Raw genomic sequence first — 16993 nt, forward strand, 5'->3', positions numbered from 1 at the left:
ACAGGGTGCCTTTTCGATTGTGCTCGCGCGGCGATCATCGGCGAGTATTTGGGAACCTACCTATTCAATGTGGCGTTATCTACGCGCACGACCGACCGCTCTGCGGACACTAAGCGGACATAACTTGCTCCTTCAACTTGTGCGATTGCCATGGAGTGTAGTCTAATCGTGGAAGCATTGGAGGACGTCACATTGTGGGTGTCATTGCTTGACCGCCTTTTGACCAAGATCATCCAAGAAGGTGAGCTTGCGGTGACTTGGCCGGATGGGCGTTGCAGCACCTATGGCCGCGGAAAAGGGCCCAGTTCAGCCATAACCCTCCACGACAAAGCGCTTCCGCGCAAATTGGTAATGAACGGCGATCTCGCCTTGGGCGAAGCCTATATGGATGAGACTCTCACAATTTCGCAAAACGATTTACGCGGCTTTGTTTCGCTAATTGTGCGCAATGCGAACAACTATGGTGGTGGGCGTTACGGCACGTCGGTCACAGGGCTGCGCAAGTCACTTAGACGTATCGCACAGTATAATCCCGTTCATATCGCGCGCAGAAATGTCGAACATCATTATGACCTTTCCGCTGATCTCTATGAACTTTTTCTTGACCAAGACCTTCAATATACCTGCGCCTATTTCTCAGATCCGGTGCAAAGCATCGAAGAGGCCCAGGTAGCAAAGAAGGCGCACATAGCCAAGAAGCTCTTAATCGAACCAGGAATGACAGTGATGGATATCGGCTGTGGTTGGGGCGGCATGTCAATTACCATGGCGCGAGACTATGGAGCGAAGGTGGTTGGTGTGACCTTGTCCAAAGTGCAGTTGGAATATGCAAAAAGCAGAGCCGAAGCGGCCGGTGTCGGGAATATGGTCGAATTTCGCCTGATCGACTATCGAGAGGTCGACGAAGAATTTGATCGTATCGTTGTGGTCGGAATGATGGAGCATGTTGGTCGGCCCCAATATCCAACATTTTTTCGCAAACTGCGTGAGAATCTGAAACCGGATGGCGTCGCATTGGTGCATACAATCGGTCGATCCACCGCACCCGGTCGAACGTCGCCATGGATTCACAAATACATTTTTCCCGGCGGATATGCACCATCAATGTCCGAAGCCATGAAGGAGATTGAAAAGCAGGACTTGGTGACCACAGATGTTGAAGTCTGGCGCGGCCACTACGCGCGAACGCTTCAATGTTGGCAGGAAAAGTTCGAGGCCAATCTGGAATCGATCCGCGACCTCTACGATGATCGGTTTCTGCGAATGTGGCGATACTATCTGATCGTATCCGAGATGGCCTTTTCGGAACAGGGCTTGGTTGTATTTCAGTTTCAGCTAAGCCGAGGTCAGATGGTTGTTCCTGTAACCAGAGATTATCTGTGCAAAACGTCTAATCAATCGGGCTGAACTCACGATTTGCGGGCCAATCCGCTATTCGCGGGACAGTCGGTCAAATTCCGCCACAAGGCGCAACGTTTTTCTTTATTGGCCCAACCGACCCGAGCGTGCATATTTGGGCGTCATGAAAAACAAATAGTGAACATGTAAACCAGTTGCCATTCGTTGTGCCCTATGCGTACCGATAAGACGCGAGGTGATTTCAACGGACAAACTGGACTTTTGCGTTTGCGGCGGATGCACGTGCCGAAAACCCAAAACTTTGAACCTATTAAACGCGGATGGTGTGGATGACGTTTGCTCCCAAACACCGCGTTTGCGGCATCGGGTGTCGGTCGCAATCTGGCGTTCGGCGCTTCGCGTTTCGTCCAAATCCACCGGTTCTTCCGTCATCTCTTTGTCCTCCGATTCATCAGCGTTCGGCCGCAGCCGTCAGGCCGGGAGGGGGAGGAGATGTACTTCCAGACGGCTCTCCGGCCTCCATTCCTCTCAGAAACCTGAAAAGTTCGCTATCGGTTGTCAGGACCAGCGTCGTTCCGCCTGAAATCATGTCCTTGTAGGCCTGCATTGTCCGGGTAAACGCATAGAATTCGGCTGCTTGGGCGTCGATGTTGTAGGCTTTTGCGTAGATCGCAGCCGCCGAGGCGTCAGCCACGCCGCGGATTTCCTCGACGGCGCGATACGCTTCGGATTGTATCTTGTTCAGATCGCGAACCCGGTTGCCGCGAATTCGCGCGGCTTCGCCATTGCCTTCGGAAAGAAAACGTTCAGCGATCTGGCGACGCTCGGAGATCATGCGGTCATAGATCTTCGGACGCACACTCTCATTGTAATTGATCCGCTTGAAACGGATATCGAGAAGCTCGATCCCAAATACACGAACCTTCTCTGAGGCGGCTGCGAAAATCTCCTGTTCCACAAGTGCGCGGCCTTTCTGGATAGGAACCAGAGAACCTATGTCCTGCGCACGCTCCTCATCGGTTAGAAGCGTGTCCCGCAGCGGGATCCGGCCTTTCGTAGTCCGGATAATCTCTATCAACTCGTGTTTGGCGACGGCATTGCGGGTTTCGCTGCCGAGAATATCGTCTAGTCGGGATTGCGCGCTGCGCTCATCGCGCAGCCGCAGGAAATATTGCAATGGGTCGGTGATTTTCCAGCGGGCGAACAGATCGACGGAAATGTAGAGCTTGTCCTTGGTGGGCATGTCGGACGGATTGCCATCCCACTCAAGAACCCGGCGGTCGATCCGGTTGACTTCCTGAACGATGGGCAGCTTTAGCTTTAAACCGGCCGTTATAACTGGTTCTCCCACGGGTTTGCCGAATTGGGTGATAATGGCCTGTTCGACTTCGCCAACTGTGTAGAGGGAACCGGAGGCAATCACGCCAACTGCAGCCGCAATCCCTGCAATGAGACCCAGTCTGATGCTCATGACGGATCCTCCTGAAGCCTGTCGAGGTTCAAAAGCGGCAGGATGCTCGCAGTCGATCCTTCGACAATGATTTTTGACAGGATTGTGGGCAGAACATCCTGGAGGGTTTCTATGTATATCCGCCGCCTCGTGACCTCAGGCGCCTTGACGTATTCGGCCAAAAGCGCGGTGAACCGCGCGGCGTCGCCTTCCGCCTCGTTGATGCGTTTCAGGCGATAGCCGTCGGCCTCGCGGATCCGCTGATCTTTCTCGCCCTCGGCCAGCGGAATGACTTTGTTATATTCGCGGCGCGCCTCATTGATCAGGCGTTCCTTTTCCTGCTGGGCCTGGTTGACCTCATTAAACGACGCCTGAACGGGTCCCGGCGGGTTGATGTTTTTCAGCTGCACCTGGTCGATGCTGATGCCCATGGCGTATTTCGTGGACAGAGCCTGCATCTTAAAAAGTGCCTCGCTCTCGATCTCTTGCCGGCCGATGGTGATGACCTCGTCAACCGTGCGGTCTCCAACGACCTCGCGCATCACCGACTCAGAGACGTAACGCAAAGTCGCGCTTGGCTCGCGTACCTCGAACAGGAACTTCAGGGGGTCCGAGATCCGGTACTGCACCACCCATTCCACAAGCGCGGCGTTCAGATCTCCCGTAACCATTTCGGTTTCACGTCGGCCGTCTGACGGGCTTTGGAAGGGATCACTCCTGCCCGGCGTGGTGAATCCGAATTCCTGCTTCAGTTGCCGTTTCACGGGCACCAGTGTGGCAACGTCGATGCCAAACGGGAATTTGAAATGCAGGCCAGGCGGAACCTCAGCAATGTATTTGCCGAAACGCTGGACAACGGCGACCGAGTCGCTCGGGACTGTGTAATAAGAAGACCAGGCTGCAACCGCCGCCAAGACTATCGCTCCTGCAACCAGTACCCCTCTCAGAGGCGGCCGCCCTTCAGGGAGTAATCCGCTCAGGCGGTCGCGGCCTTGACGAAGAAGATCGTCAATCTCGGGAGGATTGCTCTTATGTTTGCTTTGCCATGGCCCACGGTCTTCCGGGCCGCCGTTCTGGTCGGGCATATCGTTTTCTCCCTTGCTCGTGCGAACCGGCACTCGGCGCAGACCTTGGCGGTCGGCGGGGTGGATCCACGTGTCTTATTCCCTCTGTGTCGGCATTCCTTCGTTCTCAGCAGCCTGTATTTGTGAGTTTTCTTGTGGCGATGTACCTGTTGTATCCGCATCCCATGTCTCTTTGTCCGCCTGAGATGCGCGCCCGCCCGCGTAGAGATGCCGAAGCTGCATCTCGGAAACACCGTCGGCCTCCATCACCAGCCGAACCATCGGGTCTGCCAGCATTTCTTCGAGGAAAATTTCGGCCAGATCTTTTCCGGTCAGCTTGTCCTTTGCCAGGGCGTCATCGAGGTCGGCCAGTGAAACGGTCAAGGTTCTCGCCAGGCCGGGGTGGGATGCCCGAGAATGCAGCCTCACCGCTACAGATGCTTTCCAGACTTCCGGGTGCAGCTGGTCGGGCGGTGAACACAGTTCCGTTTCAATGTCATACTCTCCTGCCGGAAGCCTCTCGTCGAAGTCAGGCACACTGAAAGGCCGGGCGAAAACCGCAATTGACTTTCTGACTAGCTCGTTCATAGGAGAAGTCCTCTCATCAAAGCGACAAGCGCGCCAAAGCTGCGGCTGCCAGAGCAATGCCCTTGTCGTGGTAGTCCCCGTGGAATACGCCATCCACCTTGACCTCCCAGATCCCATTCCTCTCTCTGACACGGACACGATCAGCTTGCGCGGTTGGATAATAGGGGTGTGCCGAAGTTTGTCTCTTTTCCGGTTGGTGCAATGGCTTAACGAGTACGCTGGAGCTCGCCGCCTTTGGCAATTGCGTTTCTCCAAGGGCCATCACGGCGCGAATAAACTCCTCCGCGTAGTCATCCGCGTTCCGGTGGTCATGCTCGTGCCGCACCATGGCCATCGGCTCAACAAAACGCTTCTTCAGGTGCTCAACAAAACGCGGTTCCGTGTGCGACATGTAAGCAATGAGCGACTGGAGAACCCGTTCATGGGCTAGAACGCGCCGTTCAAGATCGGTTGTTTCAGGCAGAGGTGGTGACATGGCGCTGCTCATCCTTCATTGATCGTGTTTTCCGGACGCTCCGGTGACTTGTTTACGTCAAGGGCTGCAAGGCAGGCTTGCGCGATGTCCCGGTTCGGGGTCTCTGTGCCTGGTATCGTCACCCAGCCAGCCGCCATCAGGGCCTCTCGCTGCCGGAAGGTAGAGGCTGCCCGGATCGCCGCCATCTTGGCAGCCCGTTCCGGATCGGATCGGGCCATGTCCAGACAGACAGGCACCAATGCGGTGGCAACATGTTCACGGGCCATAGCCACGGACCTGTCGTTCGAGGTTCGGCCGGTTACCCAGCCGCCCCAAGAAAATCCAGCTACACTAACAAGTACCGCGCCGATGACGGCACCGTAGAGGCCGGGTTTAAGCCATTCGGGAGTGTTCATTGTAGTTCCTCCAGCGGCAAAGCGCCGCCTCGCTATCTTCAGGTGTCACATTGAATGCCGTGGCCAAGTGCCGTTTCCAGGTCGGTCCAGGTAATTGGCCGCATTTCTGTTCGGCCCAGCGAACGCCCCTTGCCGTTTATGGTCAGGAAAATCGCTGTTCTGCGGTAGTCCGTGAAACTCAGCGTCTCGATAAGTTCTTCCTCAACCAATACTTCGTATTCACCGGCAGGCAGCTCGTCCGAATATCCGGATAGGGCAAACGGGCGCGGGAAGGTCACGGTGGATCTGATTGAACGCAGCGCCATCCCCGGTCTCCGCGATGTATACGTGCCTTCCGCGCTGCAAGGGCTGCCGTATCCTGATTGCAGAGAGGTAGCCTGCATTTGCGGTCATCATACATTATCCCAGAACCGGGCGATGCGCGCTGACCCATGTTAGCGCCGCTGGGCCCTGGGCAGTGCCGGCGAACCTTGGAGCTGCCCTGATGCTTGACTCTAGAGGTTTGGACACCGGCTGATCTGCGTCAGCGCGTGCTCCAAGCGATGCGGGTATGATCGAAATAATCCGAAACATTTTGATCTTGCCAGAGGAGGCCCCGGTCAGTCGGCACGTTCGCTCCCAAGGTCCGAAAGCACTGAAAAGGAGGAAATGGTGATGCCCGCAGGTGGCATTCTTTACCCGCATAGCCCTGAGTTCGATCGGTTTTTGCTAGCTTTCGTTGGTGAGGATCGGAAGGGCAATGCTGTTACGGTACTTTCGGCCCTTGCAAGGCTAGAACTCGAACCTTGGGAAGAGGCAGATCCCGATTTATTGGTTGCTGATTGCACTCATGGGCGCTCTGATGCTTGCGCGGATCTTTTATCTGGCTCAAGCGGGCTAACCTGCGTCAGTACGAAGGCGCTCTGAAATCCGTTAGGTGACATGTGTCCGCTGTGTATTTGGTTGGCATTTTTTTTGAGTACCTGAGGGGCGCGGGGAACATGGAGCTCCCCAAAAGGGCTGTATGAGTCTCGTGCTTCTTATTCTCGGACCGTCCAGGAAAGGACATTCCAATGAATGATGAAGACCAGAGTCTGGAAAACCACACCGTCAAGCACATGGCCTCCGTCAAGGCCGCTTGGGACAAAGCGCCTGAAGGTCCAAAAAGGCGACGACATTGAAACACTATGCCAAGGTATTAGTCTGGTAGCCAACAGGCGTAGCAAAGTTTGTACTCGCCCCAAGTATCACCGCAACAACAAAGGGCCGCAGGTCAATGCCGTACTATTCGGCAGGGCCGATTGCGAACGGGGTCACCACGACGGCAACAGCGTTATTGGTGACTGCTTCGGTCAGCACCAAGGACAATAGGTAGACCGCAGCAAGCGTTACAATTGGAGGCATTCCGTCTAGTGCCGGGGTTACGCTTTTGACGATCAGGCCAACGGCCCCAGAGTTTTGAAGACCTATCCCCACAATCAACATTGAGAAGATCAGGACAAGAACACCTGCGTCGATGGAACTCTAGGCCTCGTTGCTGTCGATGCACCGCAATACGAGGATGGTCGCAATGGCGATGAGAGCAAGCACACTGACCTCGGCTATCCTAGCGGCTGCAAGGACCACGACCACACACCGCGCCAGGAGAGCGAGCGGCGCTTTCTCGCGGCGGAAAGCGCGGCCTCCGGCATCCGTGATCGCTGCGAGATCGCCAGCCTCGGTCATCTGCGCAAAGCCTTCAAGTGTTCCCTCCAAAAGCAGCGTATCAGCCGGACGCAGGAGTGCCGTTGACAAGTCAGGTCCAATTGTTTCCCCGTGCCGGTGGGCGCCAATGACGCGCATGCCATAGCGAGTTGGGCAAATTCGCACACCACGACTTCGACGGGAAAGGGTAACGATAGCCTCAGCGACTATCAGGTCGATGACGGTCTCGGGGACTGGTCCTTGACGCAAACTAACTTCGCTACTTTCGATCCTACGGAGGGTGAGGAGTTCCGATGTCGTCACCTTGGCAATGATCTTGTCACTTGGCTCGAGAACGTGCTCATTCAGGCGATCGCGCTTTACCCCGGATCGCGACCGGACACCAATGATCTCCATGCCTCGCCGGTTCAGGTCAAAAATTCCGCCCATGCGCTGACCCACGCCCAGATAATCCTCCCACGGACGAAGCTCTGTGAAGAAGGCTGTTTCATTGTCTGCGCCCAGTCGTGCAATATCCCCGCGATCGGGCAAAAGAAAAGGCCCGAGCATGAGTAATGCCAAACCGCCCGTGGCTGCCGCAACCAAACCGACCGGAATAATTTCGAAAATTGAAAGGGGCTCGATTCCCGATGCCTGCGGCACACCATCAACCAGCAAATTGGTTGTATTCCCGATAAGTGTGCAAGTTCCTCCAAGAACCGCCATGTATGATTGCGGGATCAGCAGGCGTGTTGCGGCAAAAAATGAGGCTTCGCGCCAATCGAATGGCCACCGGGATTAAGACAATGACGACCGGCGTGTTGTTCATCATCAAATCTGAGGCGATTAGGTACAAAGCCAATATTTGGGCAGCTATCAGAAAGACCGAAAGGAAATCGAGTATCAACATATTGGTTTTTCCTTTCACAATGCGCAGTGGCTGGTGCTTTGGACCCGATGCAAACACACTCCTTCAGGAAAGGAGGAGGACATGCCCGAAATCTGCGAGATCGACGCCCACAGATTGCACTGCGCCGGTGCTCGAACATGACAAGGCATTTAAAACCTGCACAGGTCGTACCAGCAGTTATTTTCTTCATCTCTATCAACTGTCGCCGATCTGCAAACCTTGTTTCAGCCCGCGGATTGGACGGATCAGGACCAAACGAATTTGGTGAGCAATTCAGTCGGGATCACGGGTGTTTGCTGGTGCGAAATCCTAAGCCAATTGTCCTCATCTTGCAAATATGTGGACGCGCAGAGTGCCTCATAGATCGGCACGCCGGCCTTCTCGGCCGAAACGCGATACGCGAGCATTGCAATGCTGCCGCGAAGCGTCGTATTGCGGTCGGTCATCACAACAGATCGCCAGCCTGTATTCCGTTGCAAGTGGTCCCAGACCTGTTCGCCTTGAAGGATGCCGGGCGGAAAGGGAAAGATCATGACGGCGTTCTGTGCAGTCGTCGCGCGCGCGCTATCTAGACCACTAGTCCAGAACCTCTCCTCAAGGCTCCAAAGGAACGCGTCTTCGATCGCCGACGTGACCTCAGGTCTCTCAATCGATCGCCGGTGGTCCACGGGCGCTTGATGGGCAGAGGTCATTCGTCTGATCCTGGCGAATTGATGAACAGCATTTGTATCAGGACGAAGACGATCGCGAGTATCGTCCAGATTGCACCGCTGGACACCAAGCGACCATTGGCAACTGTCGAGCTCACCCGCGTCAGAGGAGTTACTCGTGGGCTTTCCGGAAGCAACAGGCTCAATTCCTGCGCGACGGCATTGTGGTCCTGCTTTAGCTCGGGAACGTCCCTGAATTTCGAAAGGAGGATCTCAAGCCGCGCGCAGGCTTCTTCCCGCCGCAACTTCACGAGTTCGGCGGTTTCGTTCCAGGGATCGAGGCCAAGACGTGCAAGCGCCGAGAGAACCGTCACGACATATCCGTTCCGGTCTTCGCCGACAGGTGCATAGAGAAAGCGTTCGAATTCAGGTGGGCGAGTACCCAGTGCTTTGTTTTCAGCCATCTTTATTCTCCTCTTTTATTGACGGTCAGCTCTTGACCAGTACGCACCGGGCAAAACGAAGTTCTGGACGCACACAGGTGGAGCATTTTCAGATTTAACCAATTTTACGCGATCGCTCGTCGCGGTGCCCTTACACAGGTCAGTCCAGTTGGCGGTCCAGGGGCCTTCGGTAGATTGCATTCCGGTGGCCGAGACTAACATGCGTCAGCGCCCGTCGAATGATCATGAGATACAAGGAGGGAGTTCGTTCGACCATGTAGCCCCTGGAATCTGGTGGTGAGTGACAATGGCGCGGGAAAGACCCGCAGACAGTCTGGAGGTCGGGGATGAGCACGCGATCGTCGAGATCGATGGTGACTTTTGCCAATGCGTTTGTATTGCCGGGCTACTCGGACGAGCTGGCCGCAGGCGAATATGAAATCGTCGTCGAAGAAGAGCTTTTGCAAAGCCTCAGCTTTGAGGCCTTTCGCCGGACTGCGACCTACTCGGTCGTCCATGGGAAAGGGAGCCAGATTGGTCGCACCGAACAGCGTCCAATTACCGAGAAAGACCTAGAAACGGCGCTGCGCCGGGACCGGCGCATTGACCCAGACTGAAAAATGATAGCGAGGCGGCGCTTTCTCCGCTGGAGGATTCGAAATGAACACTCCTGAATGGCTGAAACCTAGCATCTATGGGGCCGTGATCGGTGCGGTCTTTGTCGGTGTGGTTGGATTTTCATGGGGCGGTTGGGTGACTGGCGGAACCGCAGATACCAGAGCGACGGCGATGGCTCGAAACCAAGTCATAGCGGCGATGGTGCCGGTCTGCCTCGATATGGCACGCGTGGATCCGGATCGGGTTGCACATATTGACACTATTCGAAAAGCCACAACCTACAAACGCCGCGATGCCGTCATGGAGACAGGCTGGGCAACCATTCCGGGCACGGATGTTCCGGACCGTGACATCGCTCAAGCTTGTCTTGCCGGCCTTGACGTCGACAAGCCGCCGGAACGCGCGGAAAACACGGTGGAAAAGGGATGAAACATGCCACACCAAAACCGTTGGCTGAAATGGCGCTGCAGAAGCTGTCTTTTGTGATGACGATGGCCGTTCAATCAGCGGAACTGACGGGACACCCTATCCAAACTATCGAGAACGAAGACGTGCCACCACTACGAGACGAACGGCCTGAGTCGTGGCGCACCCAACAGGACCTTAACAGGGCAACTGAAACCCAAGAATAAAAGCCGATGCCATTAGGTCAGAAGGGAGCCAGTTATGACACCTAGAAAATTGCCCAAAAAGAAACCGTCAGAACGGCTTTCGGTAAGAATGTACATTCTGGCTGGTATCTTCGCGTCATTCGCATTCCCTGTGTTCGCACAATCTGCAGACGCCCTCATGCCTGAGAATGCACACTCCAGGAGTTACGGGGACGGATGGGAATGCGACCGATCCTACCGGATCGAAGACGACCTTTGCGTCGCCATTATAGTCCCTCAGAATGCTTACGCAACAAACAGGACCTATGGCAGGGGCTGGGATTGTTTGCATGGATTTCTAGAAGAAAATGGCCTGGCTTGTGTCGAAGTACCCGTACCCGAAGGCGGATATCTCGCCTCTTCAGGAAAAAGTTGGCGGTGCCTGCGCGGCTTCGTGAAAATTGACGAGACTTGCCTGGAAGTTGCAGTACCTGACAACGGGTACCTGTCGGGCGAGTCTTATGGTGATGTTTGGGTTTGCAATCGGGGCTATCGGGCCGAAGGTGAGATTTGTGCCCCAATCATGGTACCAGCCAATGCCTTTCTGAATGGATCGTCTTATGGGCAACCCTGGACATGCGAGCGCGGGTACTTCCAGCGAGTTGGCGCTTGTGAACCGGTTATTGTTCCCGAGAACGCTTACTTTGACGATGCCTCCCATGGACAAGGTTGGAAATGTGACCGCGGGTATGCGGAAACTGCCAGTGGATGCGTTTTCATAGACTTACCGGCCAACGCCCACTTGGACAGGGCCGGAAACCGCTGGGAGTGCCACCGAAATTTCCAGCGATCAAAGGGCGTTTGCGTTCTGAACAACTAACGCGAAGCCTGCTGATCCCAAATCAGGCGTCACTTCGTTGACCCTGGTGGCTTCATTGTCCCGGGTTTGGCTCGACATAGAAAGGAACAGACATGAAAACGGAAGATCATTTAGCGCAAATGAAGAGACCGGTCGCAAGAGCAGCACAGGCGCCGCCGATGGAACTCTCAATTTGTCCAGATAACCCTCCTAAGATAATCTCTTATGACGCTCCAACCGCCACCGTCTATTGTGAAGGGAATTTCGGCAAGACTGACGGCAAGACTGCAAACGGTCTAGTCCGGTTTTCGCAGGTCTTTCGTGTTCTGTCAGTAATTGACAGCACTCTAGAAGGGCGTGACAGCGGCGAGGTTCTCGATGGTATCGACAACGGCATTCCAGTGCATGGCGATCTTAGCGCGGCCATCGCTCACGAAGCGGTAGCCCCAGACACTCTGATCTATGGAATGGCACCGTCCAGTGGTACATTGTCCACGGCAGACAGAGGCGTTGTTCTGGACGCGATTTCGTCAGGCATGAATATCGTCAGTGGGCTACACGAATATCTCGGCGACGATCTCGAAATTGGCTCAGCCGCCCAGTTTGGATGTGTTACCATTCGGGACATTCGGAAGCCGCAACCTAGCAAGAACATGCGTCTGTTTGACGGCTGCGTTGCAGATGTTGAAGCGATCCGTATCGCTGTGTTGGGCACTGATTGCGCAATCGGAAAGCGGACCACGGCAACTTTGCTGGCGAATGCCCTGAATGAACGGGGGATCAAGACGGTTTTGGTCGGAACCGGTCAGACCGGCGTGATGCAGGGAGCCAAGTATGGTATTGCCTTGGATGCAGTGCCGCCTCAGTTCTGCTGTGGCGAGCTTGAGCGTGTCATTGTTGCGGCATCCGAAAAGGAACAACCAGATGTCATCCTAATTGAAGGCCAAGGCGCGCTCAGCCATCCGGCTTTCTGCACATCAGCATTCATTCTTCGCGGTAGCCAGCCACACGCCGTCATTCTGCAACACGCCCCCAAACGGACCCACCGTTGCGATTTTCCCAACATGCCGATGCCCGATCCGCGCCTCGAGATAAAACTTATCGAAGCTTTCGCCAAAACGAAAGTGATTGGTGTCACGCTCAATCATGAAGGAATGACGAACACCGAGGTGGAAACAGCCATCAGGGGCTTTTCACGCAACTTCTGTCTCCCAGTGACTGACGCTCTGCTCCGACCAGCGGCGCACTTGGCAGAGTTGGTTCTTTCTGCCTATCCCCAGTTGCGGCCATTGCCGCGTGTGGTTGCCGAATGACGACGCCGCGGATCGAAATCGACTTGTGCAAGATCCGCCAGAATACGCGCTTTCTGGTGGACCGTCTTGCTTCGCACGGGATCAGTGTGACAGGCGTGACAAAGGCTGTTTGCGGTGACCCAGCCGTCGCCCATGCCATGCTAGAAAGCGGCGTTTCCCAGTTGGCCGATGCCCGGGTCGCGAACGTAAAGCGCATGCGTTGCGCCGGCATCATCTGCCCAATATCCATGATCCGCTCTCCTTTGCTGAGCGAAATCGATCAAATCATCGAGACCTGTGAAACCAGTTACAATACAGAGATTGACGTTATCGCGGAACTTTCCGCAGTCGCGCTACGCAATGGCGAGGTGCATGGCGTTATCTTGATGATTGAGATGGGAGATATGCGCGATGGGATAATGCCAGAAGATCTTGAGCGTATCGCGACATTGGTGATGAAGATGCCTGGCGTAGCTCTCAAAGGTATTGGTGCCAACTTCGCCTGCCTGGGCAACATTGCTCCAAACGCTGATGCAATGGATGTCGTAACGACGCTCGCATACGAAATCGAGGGCGCTTGCGGCCCATTTCTTGAGACCGTATCAGGAGGCAGTTCCGCCAATTTACCTTGGGCTTTGGATCTACCGACAAAGGGGCGTATCAACGAACTGCGCCTGGGCGAGGCGATCCTGTTGGGCACCGATCCCGTTTCCGGCGAGCAGATAGATGGGCTTCATACAGATGCGTTCACTCTTGTGGTCGAGGTGATCGAAACAAAGTTCAAGACAAGGCCCTTTCCCTTGCGTCTGATTGATCCGGCTCTTTTGGCGTTGCGTCTTGTGCAGGATAGTTCCAGCAAGTCCCGTTCGGTTCTTGCTGTCGGGCTGCAGGACACGAATGTTGGCGGGCTGAGCTTTCCTACGGACATCACATTTGTCGGCGCGACGAGTGATCACACTGTCACTGAAACCTCCAAATGCGCTTTGCAGGTTGGGGCCGAAATCAGGTGTCAGTTGAACTACGGTGCGCTCATGAGGGCGATGAACGCGACCGATGTCGAAAAGGTCTTTGTCAGTGAAACAACTTGGAACGGAGCTGTGATAGAACCGGATCGTGTGCATCCAACGGTGATATAGGCCGATGAGCTCAAATTGAGGCAGCATCAAATCACGATAGAGGAACCGATCTCTTGGTAGCCCATAGTAAATCGGGTCTCCAACACCTATATGTGCACTAGCCACAAGTGAATTTTATGTTCCATCGCGAGTTCGAAATACTTGTTGGCAATCAAAGGAAAAAGCGTGTCTTTCAAGGATCTGACGATCAGAGCGGCAGCGTTGCTGAATTCGAAGGCTGCTGAAGACTCAGAAGTCGAACCCAAACTCAAACCTGCCTTCATCGGCCCGGAACAGGTCAAGTCTGACCCCAAGAAATTATGAAAATCCGGTAGGTCTGAACGGTGTCGTCACGTTAACCGTCGTTCGGTTGCCGATGATATGATTTGGACGTAGGTGACATTGATGAATTCAACATCCATCAGCTACAAGCGTCACCGATTTCCCCCTCAGATCATTACCCACGCGGTGTGGCTTTATCCCAAGCTAACCTGCGTCAGTATTGCGGGGCGGAGAAGATGAGTACATGGCTTCGTGCCTGCCGAATCTCCGGCGGCACTCATTTCCGAGCAAAATAGAAGCGCGTGAAGCGTGCGGTTCTTGAAACGAGCCGCATTGCCCAGCGTTTCCTATTCTCGGAATGTCCAGGAAAGGACATTCTAATGACGCCTGAACAAACCAATGTCACCGAGAAGATGACCTCGGTCAAAGCAGCTTGTGACAAAGCACCTGCCGGTCCCAGAAAGGATCGGGCGCTGGAACACTACCAGGCTGCCGAGAAAGCGCACGAGGCGAATAACTACGACGAGACGGACAGGGAACTCAACGCGGCTGCAGAAGAGATTATCTGACTTATCTCGTCTTATTACTGACTTATCTCGTCTTAGAAGAAAATCAGGCCGCCCAAGTTTAGCGAAGGGCGGCCTCCTTCATTTCAAAAGTGAGCCGGTCTGATCCAGATACGCCGTATCGAAACCTGAAATGGCCACCAATCCGTCATAGTCGTCGAACGTCACGCGGCCGTCCTGAAAGGTCAGCAGCCGTTTTTCGCGAAGCTGCCTCAAAACACGGTTCACATGGATGGCGCTTAAGCCGAGTGCATCAGCAAGATGGTACTGCGTCAAAGGGCAAGCGAATCCTTTCTTGCTCCCCATTCCGACCAACCTCAGCCGTTCCGCCAGTTCCAAGAAGAAATGCGCCATGCGCGAATCTGCGGCGCGTCGGCCAACCCCAACGAGGTGTTCGACGACCATGGCTTCGTCCCGTGATGCTGCCCAGAGAACGGCTGCCGCCAGGCGAGGCGTTTTCTCGAATGCTTCCAGAAGGTCGCCCCCCAGAACCTCCACCGCCTGAATGTCCGTGACCGGTTCGAAACTGTGGTCGGAGGTGCGCAGAAGGACGCTGCGCAATCCAAGAAAATCCCCTGGTATCTGGAAGTCTACGATCTGTCGGGTTCCATCCGGCTGAAGCTTGTAGGAACACACCCAACCAGCGGCCAGAATGTAAGCGGCCTGATCCGACTGCCCCTGATGCACAAGATCACGCCCCGCGGTGAAGGAACGGCGGCGCAGATGCAAACGCTTCAAAACGTCCAATTCATCGTCAGACAAGGCGACGAAGACTTGCAGCTTCCGTGTCAGCGGGCTTTCAAAGATATCCGTCATCGGGGCCTCACAAGCCGGAAAAGCTCCAGGCGCAATCGTGCAGAGACTGCTTTCGGTTAGCCCAACATAGCCTTTTTTCTGCGAAGATGCTTGTGATAAGCGAGGCCGCCCGGTCGCGCGTTACTTTAACCGTTACCTGGAAGGAAGTCACAAAATGCGTAGCGAACAGGACTTCTCGGGAATGGCGGCCCTCGCAATCTGCGAGTCGATGCTGCTGGCGATGAACGATCACAAGCTTCTCGCAGAACGTGAGATCATGGGTATCCTTCGCGATGCTGCAAAGACGCATGAAACCGCGGCTGTAACTGATGGAGAGATAGAGGCGCATCGGTCCGTGGCGGTTCTCATCAACCGGATCATTGCTAGCGGGAACTCCGTTCGGAGGCCGCCGGGATGACACATAATTTCAGCGAGATAGATATCGCCCATGCCGTTTTCGTCCAACTCGAATAACGCACGGGGCCAACAGCCCGACCAGCAGGACATGCCGGGTAGCATGGGCCACCAAGACGGTAGCATCCAAACCGACATGCAGACTGCCGGATCTGCCTCGACCGCGCGGCAAGCGCGGGTCCAGCCAGGACCCTTGCCCGTCACGGGCGGGGCACCCAGCGCGGGATACCCCTCCGGTGTAACCGGTCCAAGACAGGAAGAGGCGCGGCTGACCGCATCAGACTGGACACGAACCCTGATGAAGTACCGGCAGCCAATCCCCTCTCGCAGTATTTTCGAACTGACGGTCACGCTCGCGCCTTTCGTGGCAATATGGGCGGTTGCCTGGTGGGTGCTCTCGATCAGCACCGCGTTGGCACTGGCTCTCGCGTTGGCGAATGCAGCCTTCCTGCTCCGGCTGTTCATAATCCAGCACGACTGCGGGCATGGTTCCCTGTTCCGCGACCGGCGTCTGTGCGATTGGATCGGTCGCGTGATCGGCGTTATCACGCTGACACCCTACGACGTCTGGCGCAAGACCCACGCGATCCACCACGCCACGAGCGGAAACCTGGACCGGCGGGGCATCGGAGACCTGCCGGTGCTGACAGTCAGGGAGTACCTCGGGAAGGGATGGCCCGATCGTACGCTTTACCGCCTGTTACGCCATCCGGTTTTCCTGTTCGGGGTGGTGCCGTTCTACACGTTCTTCCTGCACAACCGGCTGCCAGTACACCTGATGCGGTCCGGCTGGCGCTACTGGTTGAGTGCGATGGCGACAAATGTTGCCATAGGCCTCACTCTGACAGTGATTGTCTTGCTGGGCGGTTGGGAGGTAATGCTGTTCGTCTTCCTGCCGACGATGCTTCTGGCCGCAATAGCCGGCATGTGGTTTTTCTACGTGCAGCATCAGTTTGAGGAAACCAGCTGGCGGCACGAGGAAGACTGGAACATCCGGGACGCGTCCCTTCACGGCAGTTCGCACTACGCTCTGCCCGGCATCCTGCGCTGGATCACCGGGAACATCGGAGTCCACCATGTGCATCACCTGGCCAGCCGCATCCCGTTTTACCGTTTACACGACGTGGTCAAGGATCACGACGTCCTGGCACAGACCAGACGCATTACGCTTTGGGAAAGCTTCCGCTGCGCGCGACTGCACCTTTGGGATGAGAAAAGCCGCAGATTGCTGTCGTTTGCAGAGGCCCGGGCACTTCCCACCTGAGCCTTGCGTAATATTGCCACTGGTCAGTGAATTGGTGCGTTGGATAGGAAACTGGGAGCACCTCAATAGGACATTTGTTGCTCCACGGACGGCCACATCTGCGTCAGTAGGGTTTCTTTCTGAGCCAGTATTGTCGGGACAATTGGGCTGATTATTCAGTTGTCGCTCTATTCAGGAAGGTGGATGCTGCGACCGGCATATC

General features: G+C 55.4%; 19 protein-coding genes and 1 pseudogene. 10 read left to right on the forward strand and 10 right to left on the reverse strand.

Annotated features, from left to right (window positions below; translation table 11 throughout):
• Nucleotides 1–150: 150 nt before the first annotated feature.
• On the forward strand, nucleotides 151–1407 hold the full coding sequence (locus AC2FI8_RS21370; RefSeq protein WP_282121194.1) for a class I SAM-dependent methyltransferase: 1257 nt from the start codon (nucleotides 151–153) through the stop codon (nucleotides 1405–1407).
• Between the two features lie 403 nt (nucleotides 1408–1810).
• On the opposite strand, the gene hflC is transcribed toward AC2FI8_RS21370, so the two are convergent.
• The 9 genes and pseudogenes from hflC to AC2FI8_RS21415 all read right to left on the reverse strand — a co-directional run bounded on the left by hflC (nucleotide 1811) and on the right by AC2FI8_RS21415 (nucleotide 9017).
• Nucleotides 1811–2830: a protease modulator HflC gene (gene hflC, locus AC2FI8_RS21375; protein WP_010442286.1), complete on the reverse strand. Its 1020-nt coding sequence runs from the start codon at nucleotides 2828–2830 to the stop codon at nucleotides 1811–1813.
• Nucleotides 2827–3894, reverse strand: a complete 1068-nt coding sequence (hflK, locus tag AC2FI8_RS21380) for an FtsH protease activity modulator HflK (protein ID WP_496707550.1) — start codon at nucleotides 3892–3894, stop codon at nucleotides 2827–2829. The genes hflC and hflK overlap by 4 nt, the downstream gene beginning before the upstream one ends.
• Before the next feature lie 75 nt (nucleotides 3895–3969).
• Nucleotides 3970–4257 carry a hypothetical protein gene (locus tag AC2FI8_RS21385; RefSeq protein ID WP_282170949.1) on the reverse strand — a complete coding sequence of 96 codons (288 nt, stop codon included), beginning with the start codon at nucleotides 4255–4257 and terminating at the stop codon, nucleotides 3970–3972.
• Nucleotides 4258–4477: 220 nt separating this feature from the next.
• A complete protein-coding gene (locus tag AC2FI8_RS21390) occupies nucleotides 4478–4936 on the reverse strand; it encodes a hypothetical protein (RefSeq protein ID WP_496707549.1) in 459 nt (152 codons plus the stop codon).
• Nucleotides 4937–4944: 8 nt separating this feature from the next.
• Nucleotides 4945–5331 (reverse strand): hypothetical protein, encoded by a 387-nt coding sequence (locus tag AC2FI8_RS21395; protein WP_496671860.1) that lies wholly within the window; start codon nucleotides 5329–5331, stop codon nucleotides 4945–4947.
• A 38-nt stretch (nucleotides 5332–5369) separates the two neighbouring features.
• The gene (locus AC2FI8_RS21400) at nucleotides 5370–5636 is read right to left on the reverse strand and encodes a hypothetical protein (RefSeq protein ID WP_496707547.1); all 267 of its coding nucleotides are present in this window, start codon (nucleotides 5634–5636) and stop codon (nucleotides 5370–5372) included.
• Between the two features lie 958 nt (nucleotides 5637–6594).
• Nucleotides 6595–7719: pseudogene (locus tag AC2FI8_RS21405) on the reverse strand (SLC13 family permease).
• 429 nt (nucleotides 7720–8148) lie between these two features.
• Nucleotides 8149–8595 carry a hypothetical protein gene (locus AC2FI8_RS21410; protein WP_282121129.1) on the reverse strand — a complete coding sequence of 149 codons (447 nt, stop codon included), beginning with the start codon at nucleotides 8593–8595 and terminating at the stop codon, nucleotides 8149–8151.
• Nucleotides 8592–9017: a hypothetical protein gene (locus AC2FI8_RS21415; RefSeq protein WP_282121130.1), complete on the reverse strand. Its 426-nt coding sequence runs from the start codon at nucleotides 9015–9017 to the stop codon at nucleotides 8592–8594. Before AC2FI8_RS21415 ends, AC2FI8_RS21410 begins: the two co-directional genes overlap by 4 nt.
• Nucleotides 9018–9343: 326 nt before the next feature.
• Here AC2FI8_RS21415 and AC2FI8_RS21420 point away from each other — a divergent pair, with 326 nt between their 5' ends.
• From AC2FI8_RS21420 to AC2FI8_RS21450, 7 genes are all read left to right on the forward strand, one after another.
• Nucleotides 9344–9613: a hypothetical protein gene (locus AC2FI8_RS21420; protein ID WP_299665506.1), complete on the forward strand. Its 270-nt coding sequence runs from the start codon at nucleotides 9344–9346 to the stop codon at nucleotides 9611–9613.
• 43 nt (nucleotides 9614–9656) lie between these two features.
• Nucleotides 9657–10043, forward strand: a complete 387-nt coding sequence (locus AC2FI8_RS21425) for a hypothetical protein (RefSeq protein ID WP_282121132.1) — start codon at nucleotides 9657–9659, stop codon at nucleotides 10041–10043.
• Nucleotides 10040–10246: a hypothetical protein gene (locus AC2FI8_RS21430; protein ID WP_298854938.1), complete on the forward strand. Its 207-nt coding sequence runs from the start codon at nucleotides 10040–10042 to the stop codon at nucleotides 10244–10246. The genes AC2FI8_RS21425 and AC2FI8_RS21430 overlap by 4 nt, the downstream gene beginning before the upstream one ends.
• A gap of 996 nt (nucleotides 10247–11242) precedes the next feature.
• Nucleotides 11243–12376 carry an N-acetyltransferase DgcN family protein gene (locus tag AC2FI8_RS21435; RefSeq protein ID WP_233494631.1) on the forward strand — a complete coding sequence of 378 codons (1134 nt, stop codon included), beginning with the start codon at nucleotides 11243–11245 and terminating at the stop codon, nucleotides 12374–12376.
• The gene (locus tag AC2FI8_RS21440) at nucleotides 12373–13491 is read left to right on the forward strand and encodes an alanine/ornithine racemase family PLP-dependent enzyme (protein WP_282170941.1); all 1119 of its coding nucleotides are present in this window, start codon (nucleotides 12373–12375) and stop codon (nucleotides 13489–13491) included. The genes AC2FI8_RS21435 and AC2FI8_RS21440 overlap by 4 nt, the downstream gene beginning before the upstream one ends.
• 165 nt (nucleotides 13492–13656) lie before the next feature.
• A complete protein-coding gene (locus tag AC2FI8_RS21445; RefSeq protein ID WP_282121136.1) occupies nucleotides 13657–13794 on the forward strand; it encodes a hypothetical protein in 138 nt (45 codons plus the stop codon).
• A 338-nt stretch (nucleotides 13795–14132) separates the two neighbouring features.
• The gene (locus tag AC2FI8_RS21450) at nucleotides 14133–14321 is read left to right on the forward strand and encodes a hypothetical protein (protein ID WP_113788272.1); all 189 of its coding nucleotides are present in this window, start codon (nucleotides 14133–14135) and stop codon (nucleotides 14319–14321) included.
• 78 nt (nucleotides 14322–14399) lie between these two features.
• On the opposite strand, the gene AC2FI8_RS21455 is transcribed toward AC2FI8_RS21450, so the two are convergent.
• Nucleotides 14400–15134, reverse strand: coding sequence for a Crp/Fnr family transcriptional regulator (locus tag AC2FI8_RS21455; protein ID WP_496707542.1), 735 nt, complete (start codon nucleotides 15132–15134; stop codon nucleotides 14400–14402).
• Between the two features lie 154 nt (nucleotides 15135–15288).
• Between AC2FI8_RS21455 and AC2FI8_RS21460 the strand changes: the two genes are divergently transcribed.
• Nucleotides 15289–15531, forward strand: a complete 243-nt coding sequence (locus AC2FI8_RS21460) for a hypothetical protein (RefSeq protein WP_282121138.1) — start codon at nucleotides 15289–15291, stop codon at nucleotides 15529–15531.
• A gap of 30 nt (nucleotides 15532–15561) precedes the next feature.
• Nucleotides 15562–16791, forward strand: a complete 1230-nt coding sequence (locus AC2FI8_RS21465; RefSeq protein WP_496780900.1) for a fatty acid desaturase — start codon at nucleotides 15562–15564, stop codon at nucleotides 16789–16791.
• Nucleotides 16792–16993 lie beyond the last annotated feature (202 nt).

This window comes from Ruegeria sp. CDSB029, assembly GCF_059611125.1.